This window comes from Sphingopyxis italica, assembly GCF_011926545.1.
Lineage (GTDB): Bacteria > Pseudomonadota > Alphaproteobacteria > Sphingomonadales > Sphingomonadaceae > Sphingopyxis > Sphingopyxis italica.
The window spans coordinates 89700-106869 of the sequence record NZ_JAATIT010000006.1; the positions used below are offsets into that span (position 1 = coordinate 89700).

General features: G+C 66.5%; 12 protein-coding genes. 10 read left to right on the top strand and 2 right to left on the bottom strand.

The window, feature by feature from the left end:
* Nucleotides 1-3 precede the first annotated feature (3 nt).
* The 5 genes from GGR90_RS18120 to GGR90_RS18140 are packed head-to-tail and all read left to right on the top strand — an operon-like array spanning nt 4 to nt 7139.
* Nucleotides 4-2190 carry a TonB-dependent receptor gene (locus GGR90_RS18120; RefSeq protein WP_167922814.1) on the top strand — a complete coding sequence of 729 codons (2187 nt, stop codon included), beginning with the start codon at nt 4-6 and terminating at the stop codon, nt 2188-2190.
* A gap of 20 nt (nt 2191-2210) precedes the next feature.
* Nucleotides 2211-3251, top strand: a complete 1041-nt coding sequence (locus GGR90_RS18125) for an N-acetyltransferase DgcN family protein (RefSeq protein WP_167922815.1) — start codon at nt 2211-2213, stop codon at nt 3249-3251.
* Nucleotides 3248-4396: a YkvI family membrane protein gene (locus tag GGR90_RS18130; RefSeq protein WP_167922816.1), complete on the top strand. Its 1149-nt coding sequence runs from the start codon at nt 3248-3250 to the stop codon at nt 4394-4396. The genes GGR90_RS18125 and GGR90_RS18130 overlap by 4 nt, the downstream gene beginning before the upstream one ends.
* Nucleotides 4393-5964 carry a serine hydrolase gene (locus tag GGR90_RS18135; protein WP_167922817.1) on the top strand — a complete coding sequence of 524 codons (1572 nt, stop codon included), beginning with the start codon at nt 4393-4395 and terminating at the stop codon, nt 5962-5964. Before GGR90_RS18130 ends, GGR90_RS18135 begins: the two co-directional genes overlap by 4 nt.
* Nucleotides 5961-7139: a membrane dipeptidase gene (locus tag GGR90_RS18140; protein ID WP_167922818.1), complete on the top strand. Its 1179-nt coding sequence runs from the start codon at nt 5961-5963 to the stop codon at nt 7137-7139. Before GGR90_RS18135 ends, GGR90_RS18140 begins: the two co-directional genes overlap by 4 nt.
* An 89-nt stretch (nt 7140-7228) precedes the next feature.
* Here GGR90_RS18140 and GGR90_RS18145 read toward each other — a convergent pair whose 3' ends face one another.
* Together GGR90_RS18145 and GGR90_RS18150 are read right to left on the bottom strand one after the other, a co-directional pair.
* Nucleotides 7229-8566: a sigma-54-dependent transcriptional regulator gene (locus GGR90_RS18145; RefSeq protein WP_167922819.1), complete on the bottom strand. Its 1338-nt coding sequence runs from the start codon at nt 8564-8566 to the stop codon at nt 7229-7231.
* A complete protein-coding gene (locus GGR90_RS18150) occupies nt 8563-10359 on the bottom strand; it encodes a sensor histidine kinase (RefSeq protein WP_167922820.1) in 1797 nt (598 codons plus the stop codon). Before GGR90_RS18150 ends, GGR90_RS18145 begins: the two co-directional genes overlap by 4 nt.
* 274 nt (nt 10360-10633) lie before the next feature.
* Between GGR90_RS18150 and GGR90_RS18155 the strand changes: the two genes are divergently transcribed.
* The 5 genes from GGR90_RS18155 (at nt 10634) to GGR90_RS18175 (ending at nt 17121) form a co-directional block, all read left to right on the top strand.
* Nucleotides 10634-11911: a dicarboxylate/amino acid:cation symporter gene (locus tag GGR90_RS18155; RefSeq protein ID WP_209023878.1), complete on the top strand. Its 1278-nt coding sequence runs from the start codon at nt 10634-10636 to the stop codon at nt 11909-11911.
* Nucleotides 11912-11944: 33 nt separating this feature from the next.
* Nucleotides 11945-15070, top strand: coding sequence for a TonB-dependent receptor plug domain-containing protein (locus GGR90_RS18160; RefSeq protein WP_167922821.1), 3126 nt, complete (start codon nt 11945-11947; stop codon nt 15068-15070).
* 56 nt (nt 15071-15126) lie between these two features.
* The gene (locus tag GGR90_RS18165) at nt 15127-16038 is read left to right on the top strand and encodes an SGNH/GDSL hydrolase family protein (protein ID WP_167922822.1); all 912 of its coding nucleotides are present in this window, start codon (nt 15127-15129) and stop codon (nt 16036-16038) included.
* Between the two features lie 82 nt (nt 16039-16120).
* Nucleotides 16121-16639, top strand: a complete 519-nt coding sequence (locus GGR90_RS18170; RefSeq protein WP_167922823.1) for a hypothetical protein — start codon at nt 16121-16123, stop codon at nt 16637-16639.
* Nucleotides 16639-17121, top strand: coding sequence for a DUF421 domain-containing protein (locus GGR90_RS18175; RefSeq protein ID WP_167922824.1), 483 nt, complete (start codon nt 16639-16641; stop codon nt 17119-17121). Before GGR90_RS18170 ends, GGR90_RS18175 begins: the two co-directional genes overlap by 1 nt.
* The last annotated feature ends 49 nt before the right edge of the window (nt 17122-17170 follow it).

The window sequence follows — 17170 nt, forward strand, 5'->3', positions numbered from 1 at the left end:
ACGATGAACAAGGGACTTTTCGTTGCAGCAAGCATGGTCGCGGTCGCCGTTGCGATGCCGGCAGAGGCGCAGGAGGCAGGCGCGATCGAAGCCGCGGGCGAGATTGTGGTGACCGCGCAGAAGCGCGTCCAGAATGTGCAGGACGTGCCGATCTCGATCGCCGTCGTTAGCGGCGAGGAATTGCAGGAACAGGGTTCGGCCTCGCTCGTCGACTATGCGGGCTATGTTCCCGGCATGAACGTCAGCAACGGCGGCACGCCGGGGCAAACGACGATCACGCTGCGCGGCGTCGCGCCGCTCAACGCCAGCCAGACGGTCGGCATCTATCTCGACGATGCGCCGGTCGGGTCGAGCGCGCTCTACAACCGCGCCGGGCAGTTCACGATCGACCTGATGCCCTATGACCTCGAACGCATCGAGGTGCTGAAGGGCCCGCAGGGCACGCTCTATGGCGCCAGCTCGATCGGCGGCCTCGTCAAATATGTCACTGTCCAGCCCGACACGCGCGAATTCAAGGTGCGCGCGGGCGTCGAAGGCTTCACGATCAAGGACGCGAGCGGCTTCGGCTGGGGCGGACAGGTCTATGTCAATGCGCCGATCGCGACCGACACGCTCGCGATTTCGGGCAGCTTCGCGTGGCGCAAGACGCCGGGCTGGGTCGACAGCGTCAACAACGCCGGGCTCAAGGATCAGAATGATTATGAACAGCGCGGCGGCCGCGCGGCCTTGCTGTGGCAGCCGACGCCCCAACTCAGCGTCAAGCTCGCGGGGATCTGGCAGTCGCTCGATTCGGACGGCAACGGCCTCTATGCCGCCGATCTCGACGGCAACCGGCTCGGCAACGGCCATTCGTTCAACAATTATGTGCCCGAATCCTACGACGTCGATCTCGACTATTATTCGGCGACGATCGACTATGATTTCGGCGCCGCGACGCTGACCTCGGCCACGACCTACAGCAAGACGCAGAGCCGCCAGCTGCAGGATGCGAGCTATGCCTTCGGCGTGCTCTTTCCATTCCTGACCAATCCACCGATCGACCCAGGCATCACGCCCTTCTCGCTCGACCTCGGGCTCAAGAAATGGACGCAGGAAGTGCGGCTCGCCTCGCCGAGCGGCGGGCGCTTCGAATGGCTTGTCGGGGGCTTTTTCACCGACGAGGAAACGAGCAATTCCCAGCTCGTCCGCTCGTTCGACATGGACGGCAACGTCATCGTGCCGCTCGACCCGCTCGCCATCGTCGGCCTGCCCGCGACCTACAAGGAATATGCGGTCTTCGGCAATGCGACGTTCAAGCTGAGCGAGCGGTTCGAGGTGACCGGCGGCCTTCGCTGGGCGCGCAACGAGCAGACCTTCACACAGATCAGCGAGGGCGCGATCGTGCCGAGCGCCAATGATCCGGGCGAATCGGCCGAAAGCGTCTGGACCTTCTCGGTCAGCCCGCAATTCCATATCAATGAAGACGCGATGCTCTATGCCCGCGTCGCGACGGGTTATCGCCCCGGCGGCCCGAACGTCATCGTCCCCAATGTGCCGCCGAGCGTCGATGCCGACCGCATGACGAATTACGAGGTCGGGCTGAAGGCCGATTTCGCCGACCGCATGGTGTCGGTCGACGCCGCTTTCTTCTGGATGGACTGGACCGACATTCAGGTCACGCGCGCCTTCGGCGGCGTGTCGGGCGGCGCGAATGGCGGCAAGGCGACGAGCAAGGGTTTCGAGGGCAGCCTGGCGCTGCGCCCGGCGCCGGGCCTGACGATCAGCGCGACGGGATCATACACCGACGCGTCGCTCAGCGAGGACGTGCCCGACATCAGCGGTCTCAAAGGGGACCGTCTGCCCGCGGTGCCGAAGTTCAGCGGCGCGCTGCGCGCCGACTATGAATTCGAACTGGGCGGCGGCAACAAGGGCAGCTTCGGCGCGGGTGTCCGTCACGCGAGCAACCGGTTGTCGCTGGTCGAGAGCGATCCGCTCGTCGCGCGCGCCAAGGCCTATACCTCGGTCGATCTCAATGCGTCGGTGACCTTCGATGATCACTGGACGCTGCGCGCCTATGCGCGCAACCTGCTCGACAACAAGGGCGAGATGGCGCGTTCGACGCTTGCCGACGGGCTCAACCGGCCGAGCTTCCTTGCGATCTCGCCGTTGCAGCCGCGCACGATCGGCGTCGCGCTCGACATGGCTTTCTGAGCGAATTGGAGTTGGACAAGATGAACGCGCCCACCGGCAGACTGGCCGAAAGCCTGACCCTGCCGCAACCCTATCTGCTGTTCCTCGGCGACACGACCGAGGCGGGCTATGCCAAGACCGCCTTCGGCCTCGCCGACTGGGCGGCCGACCGCTGCGTCGGCGAATATGGCATCGGCGCCTGCTCGGTCAGCGCCGGCCTGCCGCGGCTGTCGCCCGCCGAGGCGCGCGCCGCGGGCGCGCAGTCGCTGGTGATCGGCGTCGCGAACCAGGGCGGCGTCATCGGCGACGCCTGGGTCGCGGTGCTCGTCGAGGCGATGGAGGCGGGGCTCGACATCGTCAGCGGGCTTCACACGCGATTGACGAGCATCCCCGCGCTCGTCGAGGCGGCGCGGCGCACCGGCCAGCGGCTGATCGACGTCCGCACCCCGCCGCCCTCGATTCCGATCGCCACCGGGCGCAAGCGGAGCGGCAAAAGATTGCTGACCGTCGGCACCGATTGCGCGCTCGGCAAGAAATATACCGCGCTCGCGCTCCATCGCGCTTTCGTGGCGCGCGGGATCGACGCCGATTTTCGCGCGACCGGCCAGACGGGAATCATGATCGCCGGCGGCGGTATGCCGATGGACGCGGTGGTGTCGGATTTCGAAGCCGGGGCGGCCGAGATATTGAGCCCCGATGCGCCGGAAAACCATTGGGATCTCGTCGAGGGGCAGGGGTCGATCTTCAACCCCGCCTATGCCGCGGTGTCGCTCGGCCTGCTCCACGGCAGCCAGCCCGATGTGTTCGTCGTCTGCCACGACCCGGCGCGTAAGGTGATCCTCGGCATGGAGAGCTTTACGCTGCCCAGCATCGAGGAGGTGATCGACCTGACGATCCGCCTCGGCAGCCGCACCAACCCCGCGATCCGCTGCGGCGGGGTGAGCCTCAACACCTCGGCTTACGACGCCGACGCGGCTGAGGCGCTGATGGCGGCCGAACGCCGGCGGCTGGGCCTGCCGGTCACCGATCCGATCCGCGGCGGTGCGTCCTTCGACGCGCTCGTCGAAAACTGTCTCGCATGAGTGTGGGCGAGACGGGCGGCAGGGCGCAGGACTCCACTTGGTTCCAGCGTTTCCTGCTGCCCGGTTTTGCGCTGAAGGCCGTCATCATCGGCGGCGGCTATGCGACGGGGCGCGAGCTGGCCGAATATTTCGTGCCGTCGGGCCCATGGGGCGGGCTTTCCGCGATGCTGCTCGCGACGTGCATCTGGAGCATCGTCGCCGCGCTGACCTTCGCGCTCGCGCGCAAGCTCGACGCCTATGATTATCGCGCCTTTTTCAAGGGACTTCTCGGCCCCGCCTGGGTCGCGTTCGAAGCCGCCTACCTGATCTTCGTCGTCCTGATCCTCGCGGTGTTCGGCGCGGCGGCGGGCGCGATCGGCGCCGCCACCTTCGGCTGGCCCGAGCTCGCCGGCGTCGTGCTGCTCGCCGTCTCGATCGTCGCGGTCACCGCATGGGGTACCAGCGCCGTCGAGCAGATGTTCAAATATGTCTCGATCCTGCTCTACGCGGTCTACGGCCTGTTCCTGATCCTTGCGCTCGCGAGCTTCGGCGGACTGATCGGGCAGGGCTTCGCGAATGCGCCGCCGCCGTCGGGGAACTGGATGGCGGGCGGGCTCACCTATGCGAGCTATAATATCGTCGGCGCGGTGGTGATCCTCCCGGTGCTGCGGCATCTGACTAGCCAGCGCGACGCGGTCGTCGCGGGGCTGATCGCGGGGCCGCTGTCGATGCTCCCCGCGATCCTCTTCTTCGTCGCGATGATGGCCTTTTACCCCGCGATCGGCGACGAGACGCTGCCCTCCGATTTCCTGCTCCGTCAGATGAATGTGCCGGGCTTCCATATCCTGTTTCAGGTGATGATCTTCGCCGCGCTGCTCGAAAGCGGCGCCGGCGCGGTCCATGCGGTCAACGAGCGCATCTCGGGCGCGGTCGAAAGCCGCGGACGCCCGCCGCTCTCGGCGGCCGCGCGCGCGATCATCGGCGCGGTGATCCTCACCGGCTGCATGTTCGTCGCGGGGCGCATCGGCCTCGTCGACCTGATCGCGAGCGGATACCGCTTCCTCGCGTGGCTGTTCCTCGCCGTTTTCGTTCTGCCTTTGCTCACCCTCGGCACCTGGCGCCTGCTGCGCCCCGCCACTGCTCCCCATATGGAGGCCCTGCCATGAAACGCCTGCTTGCCCTGTCGCTGATGCTGTCGGTCGCCGTACCGGTGTGGGCGGAGCCGCCCGCCGACATCGGCGAAAGCGTCGAGGCCCTGCGCACCAAGATCGGCGCGCCCGGCGTGTCGATCGCAATCGTCGAGGATGGCAAGACGACGCTGTCGCGCGGCTGGGGCGTGCGCAAGCTCGGCGAGCGTGCGCCCGTCGATGCGCAGACGATCTTTCAGACCGGATCGACCGGCAAGGCGATGACCGCCGCCGCGCTCGCGGTGCTGGTCGACGAGGGCAAGATCGGCTGGGACGATCCGGTCATCCAGCATATGCCATGGTTCCGCATGTACGACCCGTGGGTCACGCGCGAAATCACGATCCGCGACCTGCTCGTCCACCGCAGCGGGCTCGGGCTGGGGCAGGGCGACCTGATGTTCGTGCCGCGCACGCACCTCACGCGCAAACAGACGGTCGAGCGCGTCGCTTACCTCAAGCCGAAGACGAGTTTCCGCTCGGCTTACGCCTATGACAATATCCTCTATGCGGTCGCCGGCCAGTTGATCGAGGAAGTCACCGGCCAGACGTGGGAGGATTTCATCCGCGCGCGCGTGCTGCGCGCGGGCGGCATGAAGAATGCGACGAGCGACAGCGAAGACCGTTTCCGCATCCCCAACCGGTCATGGCCGCACGCGCGACTGTCGGGCCCCTTGCGCGGCCTCGGCCCGCAACAGGCGCTGAACGAACGCGACGAACTCGGGCGCAACGGAGCGCCTGCGGGCGGGCTCGCATTGAGTGCCAATGACATGGCAGCCTGGCTCAAGATCCAGCTCGCGCACGGCGCGCTTCCCGACGGCAAGCGCCTGTTCAGCGAGGAACAGGCCGCCGAAATGTGGACCCCGGTGACGCCGGTGCCGATCACCCCGCTGCCCGCCGAGCTCAAACCCGCGCAGCCGACGCAGCAAGCCTATGCGCTCGGCTGGAACGTGCAGGATTATCGCGGTCACCGCATCATTCAGCACGGCGGCGGGGTCTTCGGGTCGATCACGCGCGTCGTGATGATCCCCGACAAGAATGTCGGCTTCGCGATCATGCTGAACAGCGAGGACAGCGGCATGCTCCTCGGCCTCACCTATGACCTGCTCGACCATTATCTGGACCAGCCCGACTATGGCTGGATTCAGAAGTGGGAGGATTGGTATCAGGCGCGGCTCGCGGGCGGGGTCGAGTTTCTGAAACAGTCGAAGGCATCGCCGGCGCAGAGCGGTCCCTCGCTCGCGCTGGCGGGCTATGCGGGGCGCTACCGTGATCCCTGGTATGGCGACGTCGTGGTGGGGTCGGGGGCGAACGGGCTGACGATCGACTTCACCTCGACGCCGCGGATGGCGGGGCGGCTCGAACATTGGCAATATGACAGCTTCGTCACCAAGTTCGACGATCCGGCGATCGAACCCGCCTATGTTACCTTCGCGCTCGACGCCGACGGCAAGGTGACGGGCGTGACGATGAAGGCGGTGAGTCAGATCGCCGACTTCAGCTGGGACTATCACGATCTCGACCTGAAGCCCGTGGAGGACAAGAAGTGAAGCCTATCGCGATCCTGCTGACGGCCACCGCGTTATCCGCCTGCTCGACGGGCGGCGATCAGCCGAAAGAAGCGCAGGCGCCGCTCCACAGCCGGATGCTCGTGCTCGACACCCATCTCGACACCCCGCTCCATTTCGAGCGCGCGGGCTGGAACTTCGCCGACCGCCATAGCCTCGCCGACGACATGGCGCAGCTCGACATTCCGCGGATGAAGGACGGCAATCTCGATGGCGGTTTCTTCGCCATCTATACCGAGCAGGGACCATTGACCGCGAAGGGCTATGCCGACGCGCTCGCCTTCGCGCGCGATCGCTCGGACCTGATCGACAGGACCATCGCCGCCAATTCGGACGCGATCGCGCCCGCGCTCATTGCCGCCGACGCGCTGCGCCTGAACAAGGAAGGCAAGCTCATCGCCTTCAAGTCGATGGAGAACAGCTATCCGCTCGGCGAAGACCTGTCGCTGCTCCAGGAGTTTTACGACAAGGGCCTGCGCCTCGCTGGACCGGTGCATTCGAAGGACAATCAATTCGCCGACAGCGCGACGGGCGAGGGACGCTGGAAGGGCTTGAGCCCGCTCGGCAAGCAATGGGTGGCGGAGATGAACCGCCTCGGCATCGTGATCGACGCGAGCCATTCGTCCGACGCGGCGTTCGACCAGATTCTCGCGCTCTCCAAATATCCGATCCTGCTTTCGCATTCGAGCCTGCGCTCGGCATTCGACCATCCGCGCAACCTCGACGAAGGACGGTTGAAGGCGCTCGCGGCGAAGGGCGGCGCGATGTGCATTTCGACGATCTTCATGTCGCCGATGAACATGTCACCCGCGCGCGGCGAGCTGTTCGGCAAATATGAACGGATCGGGTCGCTGTCGCCCGCGGAGCAGGCCGACCTCAACCGCCAGTGGCGCGACCTCGACAAGACCGAAGCACTGTGGGCGGCTGACTTCGAGGATTATATGACGATGGTGCTGCGCGCGATCGAGGTCGGCGGCGTCGACCACATCTGCTTCGGCGCCGACTGGGACGGCGGCGGCGGCCTGCCGGGCATCGAGGATATTTCGGCGCTGCCCAAGGTCACCGAGCGGCTGAAGGACGCGGGCTATTCGGACGCCGACATCGAAAAAATGTGGAGCGGCAACATCCTCCGCGTGCTGGCGGCGCAGGGGAAGTAGACGGCGAGTTAGACCTTTTCCTCGTCATCCCGGCCTTCGCCGGGATGACAGAATGGAAAAGCGGTGTTTCCGGCCGACGCGATCACCTGCTAACCCCGGAACCGCTTGGGATCGATCCCGAGCTTCGCCATCTTGTCGTAGAGCGTCTTCCGCGGCACCCGCAGCCGCGCCATCGTTTCGGCGATATGGCCGCGCGTCTGCGCCAGCGTGTCGTGGATGATCGTCGCCTCGAACCGGCGCACGCGCTCGGCCAGCGGCGCATCGGTGGGCATCGCCGCGCGGCCGGGGTCGGACGGCAGGTCGAGCACGACGCTATAGGCGAAATTCTTGAGCTCGCGGACGTTGCCGGGCCAGTCATGCTCGACCAGATGGCGGCGCACCGCGTCATCGATTTGAAACCCCGCCAGCCCCATCTTCGCCGCGGCTTCGTCGAGAAAGAAGGCGAAGGTCTGCGGAATGTCCGACCGCCGCTCGCGCAAGGGCGGGATGCGCAGCTTCACGACGTGCAGCCGGTAATAAAGATCCTCGCGAAACGCGCCGCCGCGCACCGCATCCATCAGGTCGGTCTTGGTCGCCGCGACGACGCGCAGGTCGACGGGCTCGGGCGCGCTGGCGCCGAGCGGCTGCACCTCGCGCTCCTCGATCACGCGCAGCAATTTCGCCTGCACCGCGCCGTGCATCGTGTCGATCTCGTCGAGGAACAACGTCCCGCGATGCGCGCTGCGGATACGCCCCGCCTGGCCCAGCTTGCCGCTACTCCGGTCGATCAGGTCGCTGCCGAACAGTTCGGCCTCCGCCAGTTCCTGCGGCAGCGCGGCACAGTTCACCGCGACCAATGATGCGGCGCTCCGCCGGCTCTGGCGGTGGAGCATATGCGCGACCAGCTCCTTGCCGGTCCCCGTCTCGCCTTCGATCAGCACGTCGATGTCGGCCTGCGCGAGCTGCGCGATCGTCTCGCGCAGCCGGACCATCGCGGGGCTCTCGCCAATGAGAGGACTGTCGATCGCCGCCGCCGCCGCGGTCAGCCGGCGGTTGTCGAGGATCAGCGCGCGGTGCGCGAGCGCGCGGCGGACGACGCCAACCAGATGATCGGCGGCAAAGGGCTTGGCGAGGAAGTCGAAGGCGCCGTCGTGCAGCGCGCGCACCGCCGTCGCGACGTCGGCATGGCCTGTGATCAGGACGACCGGAATCTCGGGATCGATCGCGTGAATCGCGGCGCGTAGTTCGAGCCCGTCCATTCCCGGCATGCGGATGTCGGTGACGACGACGCCCGGAAAATCGGGGGCGATCCGCGGCAGCACGCTATGCGCATCGGGAAACGCTTCCGCCGTCAGCCCGGCGAGGTCGAGCGTCTGGACATTGGCCTCGCGCAGCGCCGCATCGTCATCGACGAAAAATATCACCTGCTCGGCGGTGAAGAAGCTCATGCGCGCCTCAGCGTCAGGCGAAAGCCGGCGCCGCCGAGCGGCGAGGGGACAAGCGTCAGCGTGCCGCCGAAGCCGCGCATGATGTCGCTGGCGATCGCCAGCCCGAGCCCCAGTCCGTCGGGGCGTCCGGTGACGAAGGGAGTGAACAGCTGCGGTAATATGTCGGCCGGGATGCCGGGACCATTGTCGCAAATGTCGATAAGCACCGGCCCGTCGCCATGCGCGACGAGCGTCACCCGCGCGCATTCGGTGTCGCGCACCGCCTCGGCGGCATTTTGCAGCAGGTTGATCAGCACCTGCTCCAGCCGCACGCGGTCGGCGTGGACCGCAACGGCCGGCTCCTCTATGCCCACGTCGAGCGCGATGCCCTGCGCGCGCAGCCGGTCGCCGATCAGCAGCAAGGCCCCGTCGATCGCCGATTGCAGCGGCACGGGGCCAAGCGGCGCGGGCGCGCGGCGCGCGAAATTGCGAAGCTCGCCCGTGATCGCGCCGACGCGCGCGGTCAGCTCGACGATATGGTCCAGATTGCCGCGCGCCTTGCCCGCTTGCTCGCGGTCGAGATAGGCGCGCGCGTTTTCGGCAAAGGTGCGGATCGCGGCGACCGGCTGATTGATCTCGTGCGCGACGCCCGCGGTGATCTGTCCGATCGAACCGAGCCGGCTCGCCTGCGCCAGTTCCTCGCGCGCGGCGCGGTAACGACGGTCGGTTTCGGCTTGCCGCTCCGACGCGTGCCGCAATTCGTCATTGGCGGTGCTGAGGTCGCGCGTGCGCGCGGCGACCTCGCGTTCGAGCGCCTCGTGCGCCGCCTGCCGCATCGTCTGCCGCTCGACGAGGCGGAGCAGCGTGACGATCGCCGCGCCGACGAGGATCAGCAGGATCAGGAAGACGACGCGGGCGGTCGCGCCGGCGCTGGCGCGCGCGGGCCCGGCGGGCTGGAGCAGGCGGAGCGTGCTGCCGGGGAGCGACACGCGCTCGTCCGCCTGACGGAATATATCGTCGCCGATGCGAAGGTCGCCGCCGCTGCGATCAACCGGCAAGGACTCCAGCCGAGCCGCGCCATAGCTGCGCGTCGCGCGAAGCCGTCGCTGCGTTTCGGCCGCAATCGGTCCGAACGAGCGAAAGCGCCAGCGCGGATCGCTGCTCATCACGACGATCCCCGCCGCGTCGGTCACCAGCGTCGTCGCGGCGGAATCGGCCCAGCGCGCCTCGAGCTTGTCGAATTCGACCTTGAGCACGATCACGCCGAGCCGGCGTCCGTCCACGGTGACGCGCCGCGCGAGATAGAAGCCGGGACGCCCGCTCACCGTGCCAAGCGCGAACAGTTCGGCCTCGCCGCGTCGCATCGCGCCCTGGAAATAGGGGCGGAAGCGGTAATTCTCGCCGACGAAGCTCGTCGGCGCGCGCCAGTTGCTCGCCGCGATCGTCGTGCCGCCGGCATCGAGGACATAGATCACCGCGGCGTCGGTGCGCGCCGCGAGCTGTTCGAGTTCGCGGTCGAGGCGGCGCGAGGCCGCGTCGCTCTTGTCGGCGAGTGCCGCGCGCACGTCGGGAAATTCGGTGAGCACGCGCGGCAGCAGGCGGAATTTCTGCAATTCGCTTTCGAGCAGGCTCGCGTGGGCGCCGGCATTCTGGCGCGCTTCCAGATCGGCCTGCGCGCTCGCGCGATCGGTCGACCAGCCGGCGAGCGCGAAGCCGGCGACGACAAGGGTCGCGAGCCCCGCGGCGATCGCGACGATCAGGCGCCGGCGGCCCGCTTGCGAGGCAGTTCGCGGAGAATCGGTTGAACCGGACATGTGCGGATTATTGCACAAATCTTTTCCTACGTATGCGGAAAATCGCACAAATTTGACCGTTCCGCGAATGTCGCCGTCAATAAAACCGATAGATTACAATCTATTATATCGTAACGGCGTCCCATTTGACCCCCGCTCCGCCTCGCTCCTAAATTGCTGGAAAGGCCGCCCGACGGCCGCAAGCTGCGCTCTTGGGTGCGAAAATGGGGAGAGGCTGGTGGCAGCCACGATCGATTCGAAAGCGATACAGACGCCGCAGGCGCGGCCGTGGTGGATGCACCTCTATGTCCAGGTGCTCGGCGCGATCCTCGCCGGCGTGCTGCTCGGCCATTATTGGCCGTCGGTCGCGACCGAGTTCAAGCCGCTCGGCGACGGCTTCATCAAGCTGGTCAAGATGATCATCGCGCCGGTCATCTTCCTGACCGTCGCGACGGGCATCGCCTCGATCGGCGAGACCAAGACGCTCGGCCGCGTCGTCGGCAAGACCTTCGCCTATTTCCTCTTCTTTTCGACGCTCGCGCTGATCGTCGGGCTGGTGGTCGCCAATGTGATTCAGCCGGGCGCGGGGATGAATATCGACCCCGCGACGCTCGATGCCGGGGCGATAGCGCAATATGAGGCGAAGGCGCACGAAGCATCGCTCACCGCCTTCCTGCTCGAAATCATTCCGACCACTTTCGCCTCGGCGCTGACCGAAGGGTCGATCCTCCAGGCGCTGTTCGCCGCGATCCTTTTCGGCCTCGCGCTGTCGCACGCGGGCGAACCGGGGCGGCAGGTGCTCGGCCTGCTCGAAAAAGTCTCGGTCGTCTTCTTCGGGCTCGTCGGCATGCTGATGAAGTTCGCGCCGATCGGCGCGTTCGGCGCGATGGCCTTCACGATCGGCCGATATGGCGTCGAATCGCTCGCCAATCTCGGCCTGCTGATCGCGACCTTCTATCTGACCTCGCTTTTCTTCGTGATCGTCGTCCTGGGCGCGGTCGCGCGGCTGTCCGGCTTCTCGATCTTCAGCCTGATCGCCTATCTCAAGGCCGAACTGCTGCTCGTGCTCGGCACTTCGTCGTCGGAAGCCGCCTTGCCCAGCCTGATGCAGAAGCTCGAACAGGCCGGCTGCGCCAAGCCCATCGTCGGCCTCGTCGTGCCGACCGGTTACAGCTTCAACCTCGACGGCACCAACATCTATATGACGCTCGCGGCGCTGTTCATCGCGCAGGCGGTCGGCGTCGATCTCAGCCTCGGCGACCAGCTCGCACTGCTGCTCGTCGCGATGGTCAGCTCGAAGGGTGCGGCCGGGGTCACCGGCGCGGGGTTCATCACGCTCGCAGCGACGCTGTCGATCGTGCCGTCGGTCCCCGTCGCGGGGCTCGCGCTGATCCTCGGCATCGACCGCTTTATGAGCGAGTGCCGCGCGCTCACCAATTTCATCGGCAACGCGCTCGCGGCGATCGTCGTCGCGGGATGGGAAAAGGCGCTGGACCGCGACGCGCTCCATCGCGCGCTTCGCGGAGAGCCCGCGCCGCTCGCCGCGCAGCCGATCGAGACAGACGCCGATTGACCGGACAACGACACGATAATGGGGAGTGATAGAATGATTTCGACCAAAGCCCGCTGGGCCCGCCACAGCAGCCGCACCGCGATGATGCTCGCCGGCCTCGGCGCCTTCGCCGCGCCGCTCGCCGCGCAGGAAGCGCCCGCCGAAACCGCCGCCGCGGCACCGGATGGAGAGGCGATCGTCGTCACCGGCAGTCGCATCGCGCGCGAAACCTATGATACGCCGGCGCCCGTGATCGGGGTTTCGAGCGAGGACCTGCTCGAATCGGGCGACAGCGAACTCAGCGAGACGCTGGCCGACCTGCCGCAATTATCGTCTTCAACCAACGATTCGACGGTCACCGGCAACACGCAGAATTCGGGCCTCAGCTCGATCGAAATGCGGAACCTCGGCTCGAACCGCACGCTCGTCCTGGTCGATGGCCGCCGCACCGTGTCGAACTCGGGGATCAGCAACCTCGTCAGCCTGTCGACGATCCCCAGCGATTTCATCGACCGGGTCGAAATCATCACCGGCGGCACCTCGTCGGTCTATGGCTCCGACGCGGTCGCGGGCGTCGTCAACATCATCACCAAGAAGAATGAGCGCGGCCTGACGCTGCGCGCACGCGCCGGCCTCACTTCCGAAGGCGACGGGCAGGAACTCACGCTCGGCGCGACCTATGGCACGCGCTTCGCCGACGGCCGCGGCTATTTCCTCGCCAGCGGCACCTATGACCGCGACTGGGGTATCCGCGCGGTCGACCGCGAATGGGCGGTGCGGCCGGTCTCCTATGGCTATGATTTCGAAAACGGCATCAACGAGTTCGAGGGCGTCTATATCAACGCCGACGGCGAGCCTTCGAGCGGATCGCGCCCCGCGTCCGAATTCCCGCCGCTGGTGATGAGCGATCTCAGCAGCTTCATTCCGGGCGGCGTATTCTCGGGCGCCAATTCGCGCCGCGACCGCTATTACCGCAATGGCGTGCTCGTGCCGCTCGGCCCCGATGTCCAGACGGGCGAGCCGATCGAGGTCGGGGACACCGACGACGGCAACACCGGCTATTTCCTCCCCAATCGCGACGGTTACAATCAGCGCACCGGCCGTTCGCTGATTCTCGCGCGCAAACGCTATCTCGGCGCAGCCAAGGTCGAATATGAATTTTCGGACGCGCTCGAAGGGTTCGCGCAGCTGCAATATTCGCGGATCACCTCGGGCGAAGCGCGCGAATCGGTCGGCATCGACTGGAATTCGACCTATCCGCTGACCGATCCGGTCACCGGCGTCACCACTGAGATCGAATATGGCAAGATGCCGTGCCGCCCGGTCAGCGGCCGGGGGGCGGGCCCATGCAACCCCTTCGTTCCCGCGGAAATCCGGGCCGACGCGCCGACGAGCGGCGCCGGCATCGCCTGGGGACGCCGTTTCGACGAAGTCGGCGGCCAGATCACCGAGAACAAGCGCGAGACGATCCGCAGCTGGGCCGGCCTGCGCGGCAAGATTTCGGACAGCTGGAACTGGGAAGCAAGCTTCGGTTACGGCCAGTATAAGCAGGATCAGTGGCGCCGGAACGAGATCAACGGCATGAACCTGACGCAGGCGCTCAACGCCGAAATGGGTCCGAACGGACCGCAATGTGCCGACGCCGACGCGCGCGCCGCGGGCTGCGTCGCGATCGACCTGTTCGGCGAGGGTTCGATCACCCCCGACATGGCCGCCTGGATCCGCGCCGACCTGCATCAGGAACTGACGATCCGCCAATATACCGGGCAGGCCTTCGTCACCGGCGAATTGTTCCAGCTCCCCGCCGGCCCGGTCGGCGCCGCCTTTGGCGTCGATTACCGCAAGGACAGCCAGGAACTCACCGGGGACATTTTGTCGCAGACGGGCGGCACGACGGGCAATGCGGTGCCCAATTTCGGCGGCTCGATCCGCGCGCTCGAAGGCTATGGCGAAGTCAGCGTGCCTTTGCTCCGCGACGCGCCCGGCGCCTATCTGCTCAGCGTCGATGCGTCGGCGCGCGTCGCCGATTATAATATCGACCGGGTCGGCACCGTGTTCAGCTGGCGCGGCGGCGTCCAATATGCGCCGATCCCCGACATCCGTTTCCGCGCCCAATTCGCCCGCGCCCAGCGCGCGCCCGACATCGCCGAGCTCTACTCGCCGCCGCGCGGCAATTTCGAGTCCGCCAACGATCTGTGCGACGGCGTGACCCCGACCACGGCGGGGCGGATAGCCGCCAGCTGCCGGCTCGACCCCGGCATCCAGGCGCTGTTCGCGCAGCAGGCGACCGACGGCGCGACGCTGGAATATACGCAGGCGGGCAACAATCTCTACAGCCCCAATGGCGGCAATCTCGACCTAAAGGAAGAGACCGCCGACACGCTGACGCTCGGCGCGGTGCTCGCGCCGCGCTTCGCGCCGGGGCTGACGATCGCGGTCGATTATTACGACATCCGCATCAAGGACGCGATCGACGCCTATTCGAACCGCGACATCCAGCTGCAATGCTATGACACCGACGTGCCGCAGGCGGACAACCCCTTCTGCGCCGACATCACGCGCAACGCGAACAACGGCCAGATCGTCGAACTGGTCCAGCGGCAGGTCAATCTCGCGCGCTTCGATACGCAGGGGATCGATGTCGCCTTCAACTATCGTTTCCGCCTCGACGACGCGCTCGGCATCCCCGGCCGCTTCGACCTGCGCTATGACGGCACGCATGTGCTGAAACAGAAGGTGCGGTTCCAGGGCGTCGAAGGGACGGTGACCAACGACCTCGCCGGCGATCTTGCCGAAGGCAGCTTCAAATATCGCGCGCGCGGGTCCTTGAGCTGGAAGCTCGACAATTTCCGCATCCGCTGGACGACCACCTATTATGGCAAGATCAACGACAGCAATTCGCTCGCCGACCAATATGCCGCGCTGCTGGAAACCAACCCGAATGCCGAGGTGCCGATCTTCCTCAATATCGGCGATGTGTGGGAGCACGACCTGTTCCTGTCGTTCGACGTCGACCGCGGCGGCAAGGAATTCCGTCTCTATGGCGGGGTGAACAATCTGTTCAATTCGGTCAGCCCCTTCCTGCCGAGCGGGACCGAAAGCGGGCGCTTGACCAATCAGAACGGCGTCTATGATATTGCCGGCCGCCGCTTCTATATCGGCGCGACGGTGAAATTCTGATGGGAAATGCAATGCAAAGAGCTTTGGGGCTTCGTTCCACTGGACCCCTGAAGGCCATGTCGGGAGCGGTGCTGCTGGCGCTGGCAGGGTGCGCGCCCGGCCAGGCGATCGCCAGCACCGCCCCGCATGGTGAAACCGCCGCGCCAGCGGCCGAGCCCAAGGCCGCACCAAAAACCATTCTCTTCATCGGCAACAGCTTCACCCAAGGCGCGCATTCGGCGGCGCGCAACTGGCGCGCGGGTTCGGTCACCGATCTCAACAAGGCGGGCTATGGCGGCGTGCCGGCGCTGTTCGAGCTGTTCACCGAGCAGGCGGGGCTCGACTATCGCGTCAGCCTCGAGACGCAGGGCGGAAAGACGCTTGGCTTTCATTATGACGAGCGGCGCGCGCTCTTCGACCGGCCGTGGGATGTCGTCGTGCTCCAGGAACTCAGTACGCTCAGCCGCAAGAAGCCCGGCGATCCGACCCATTATCTGCGCGACGTCGCGCGGCTGACCGCGCTGTTCAAGGCGCGCAACCCCGCCGTCGAAATCCGTCTCGTGTCGACATGGACGCGCGCCGATCAGACCTATAAGCCGGGGGGCCATTGGTATGGCAAGCCGGTGACGGCGATGGCCGAAGACCTTCGCGCCGCCGCCGATCGCGCGCGCGCGGCGAACCCCGGCGTGGCGGGCGTGCTGCCGGTCGGACAGGCATGGAACCGCGCGATGACGACGGGGGTCGCCGACCCCAACCCCTATGACGGCATCGCCTATGGCCAGCTCGACCTCTGGGCCTACGACCATTATCATGCGAGCGTCGCGGGCACCTATCTCTCGGCGCTCGTCACCTTCGGCGCGGTCACCGGCGTCGACCCGACCAGGCTCGGCCCCAGGGAAAAGGGCGCCGACGAACTCGGCCTCTCCGATGCGCAAGCGACGGCGCTGCAACGCGTCGCGCGCGATACGCTCGCCGCCACCGCCCGCTGACCCCGCGGGAACGAACCGCCGCGCCAAGCGTCCCATATGCGCTCCCGGCCGGTCGCGGCCCGCGGACAGGCAGGAGGATCGGATGCAGGCTCTCGAAGGACTGGAGGATGCCAAGCCGGCGCACCAACGCTTCTGGGACCGGCACGCCAGCCCGATCTCGATCCTGATTCTCGGCAGCCTGCTGCTCGCCGCCGTCCTTGGCTTCACCGGCGGCCAGCCGAGCCCGCCGCGCACCGCCGATTTCGGCGAGGCGCGCCTGACCGTGAAAACGCCGCTGATCATCCGCAACGGCGAATTCTTCGAAACCGACCTGACGCTGACCGCCGAAACCCCGCTTGCAGATGCGGTGATCGCGGTGACGCCGGCGCTGTGGCAGGACATGACGGTCAACACGATGATCCCTGCGCCCGCCGAAGAGAGCTTCGAGGACGGATATTTCCATTTCTCCTACGGCCCGCTGGGCGCCGGCGAGCGCCTGCACGTCAAGATCGACGGCCAGATCAACCCGCCGCTGTTCGCGGGCACGCGCGGCGAGATCGCGGTGTACGACGGCGACCGCCGCGTCGGCGCGATGCCGCTGCGGATCAAGGTGCTTCCCTGATGGATATCGTGATGCGCGCCACGGTGATGTTCTTCATCCTGTTCCTGCTCATCCGCCTGCTCGGCAAGCGCGAACTCGGCCAGATGACGCCGTTCGAATTCGTCGTGCTCGTCGTGCTCGGCGACCTGATCCAGCAGGGGGTGACGCACAATGATTTCAGCCTGACCGGCGCGACGCTCGCCATCAGCACCTTCGCCTTCTGGGCGCTCATCCTCAGTTGGACCACCTATCTGTTTCCGCGCGCGAAGGATCTGCTCGACGGGGCGCCGCGGGTGGTCGTGCGCGACGGCAAAATCGTGAGCGAAAACCTGCGCCGCGACCGGCTGACGCGCGACGAAATCCTTTCCGAAATGCGGCTCGCGGGGATCGGGCGGATGTCCGACGTCGCCTGGGCGATCCTCGAGCCGCAAGGCAAGATGAGCTTCATCAAGAAGGACGGGGGCGACGCCCGGCAGCAGGACCGTGATGACCCCGTCGATTGACGAGACAGTCAGAATCGCCCCGCTCCAACGACGCCCGCCCAATCCATTT

What these genes read in the sequence shown, in the direction of transcription:
- GGR90_RS18135 (WP_167922817.1), top strand. Translation starts at nt 4,393, where the DNA reads ATGAAACGCCTGCTTGCCCTGTCGCTGATGCTGTCGGTCGCCGTACCG.
- GGR90_RS18175 (WP_167922824.1), top strand. Translation starts at nt 16,639, where the DNA reads ATGGATATCGTGATGCGCGCCACGGTGATGTTCTTCATCCTGTTCCTG.
- GGR90_RS18170 (WP_167922823.1), top strand. Translation starts at nt 16,121, where the DNA reads ATGCAGGCTCTCGAAGGACTGGAGGATGCCAAGCCGGCGCACCAACGC.
- GGR90_RS18130 (WP_167922816.1), top strand. Translation starts at nt 3,248, where the DNA reads ATGAGTGTGGGCGAGACGGGCGGCAGGGCGCAGGACTCCACTTGGTTC.
- GGR90_RS18125 (WP_167922815.1), top strand. Translation starts at nt 2,211, where the DNA reads ATGAACGCGCCCACCGGCAGACTGGCCGAAAGCCTGACCCTGCCGCAA.
- GGR90_RS18165 (WP_167922822.1), top strand. Translation starts at nt 15,127, where the DNA reads ATGTCGGGAGCGGTGCTGCTGGCGCTGGCAGGGTGCGCGCCCGGCCAG.
- GGR90_RS18145 (WP_167922819.1), bottom strand. Translation starts at nt 8,566, where the DNA reads ATGAGCTTCTTCACCGCCGAGCAGGTGATATTTTTCGTCGATGACGAT.
- GGR90_RS18160 (WP_167922821.1), top strand. Translation starts at nt 11,945, where the DNA reads ATGATTTCGACCAAAGCCCGCTGGGCCCGCCACAGCAGCCGCACCGCG.
- GGR90_RS18155 (WP_209023878.1), top strand. Translation starts at nt 10,634, where the DNA reads ATGCACCTCTATGTCCAGGTGCTCGGCGCGATCCTCGCCGGCGTGCTG.
- GGR90_RS18120 (WP_167922814.1), top strand. Translation starts at nt 4, where the DNA reads ATGAACAAGGGACTTTTCGTTGCAGCAAGCATGGTCGCGGTCGCCGTT.
- GGR90_RS18150 (WP_167922820.1), bottom strand. Translation starts at nt 10,359, where the DNA reads ATGTCCGGTTCAACCGATTCTCCGCGAACTGCCTCGCAAGCGGGCCGC.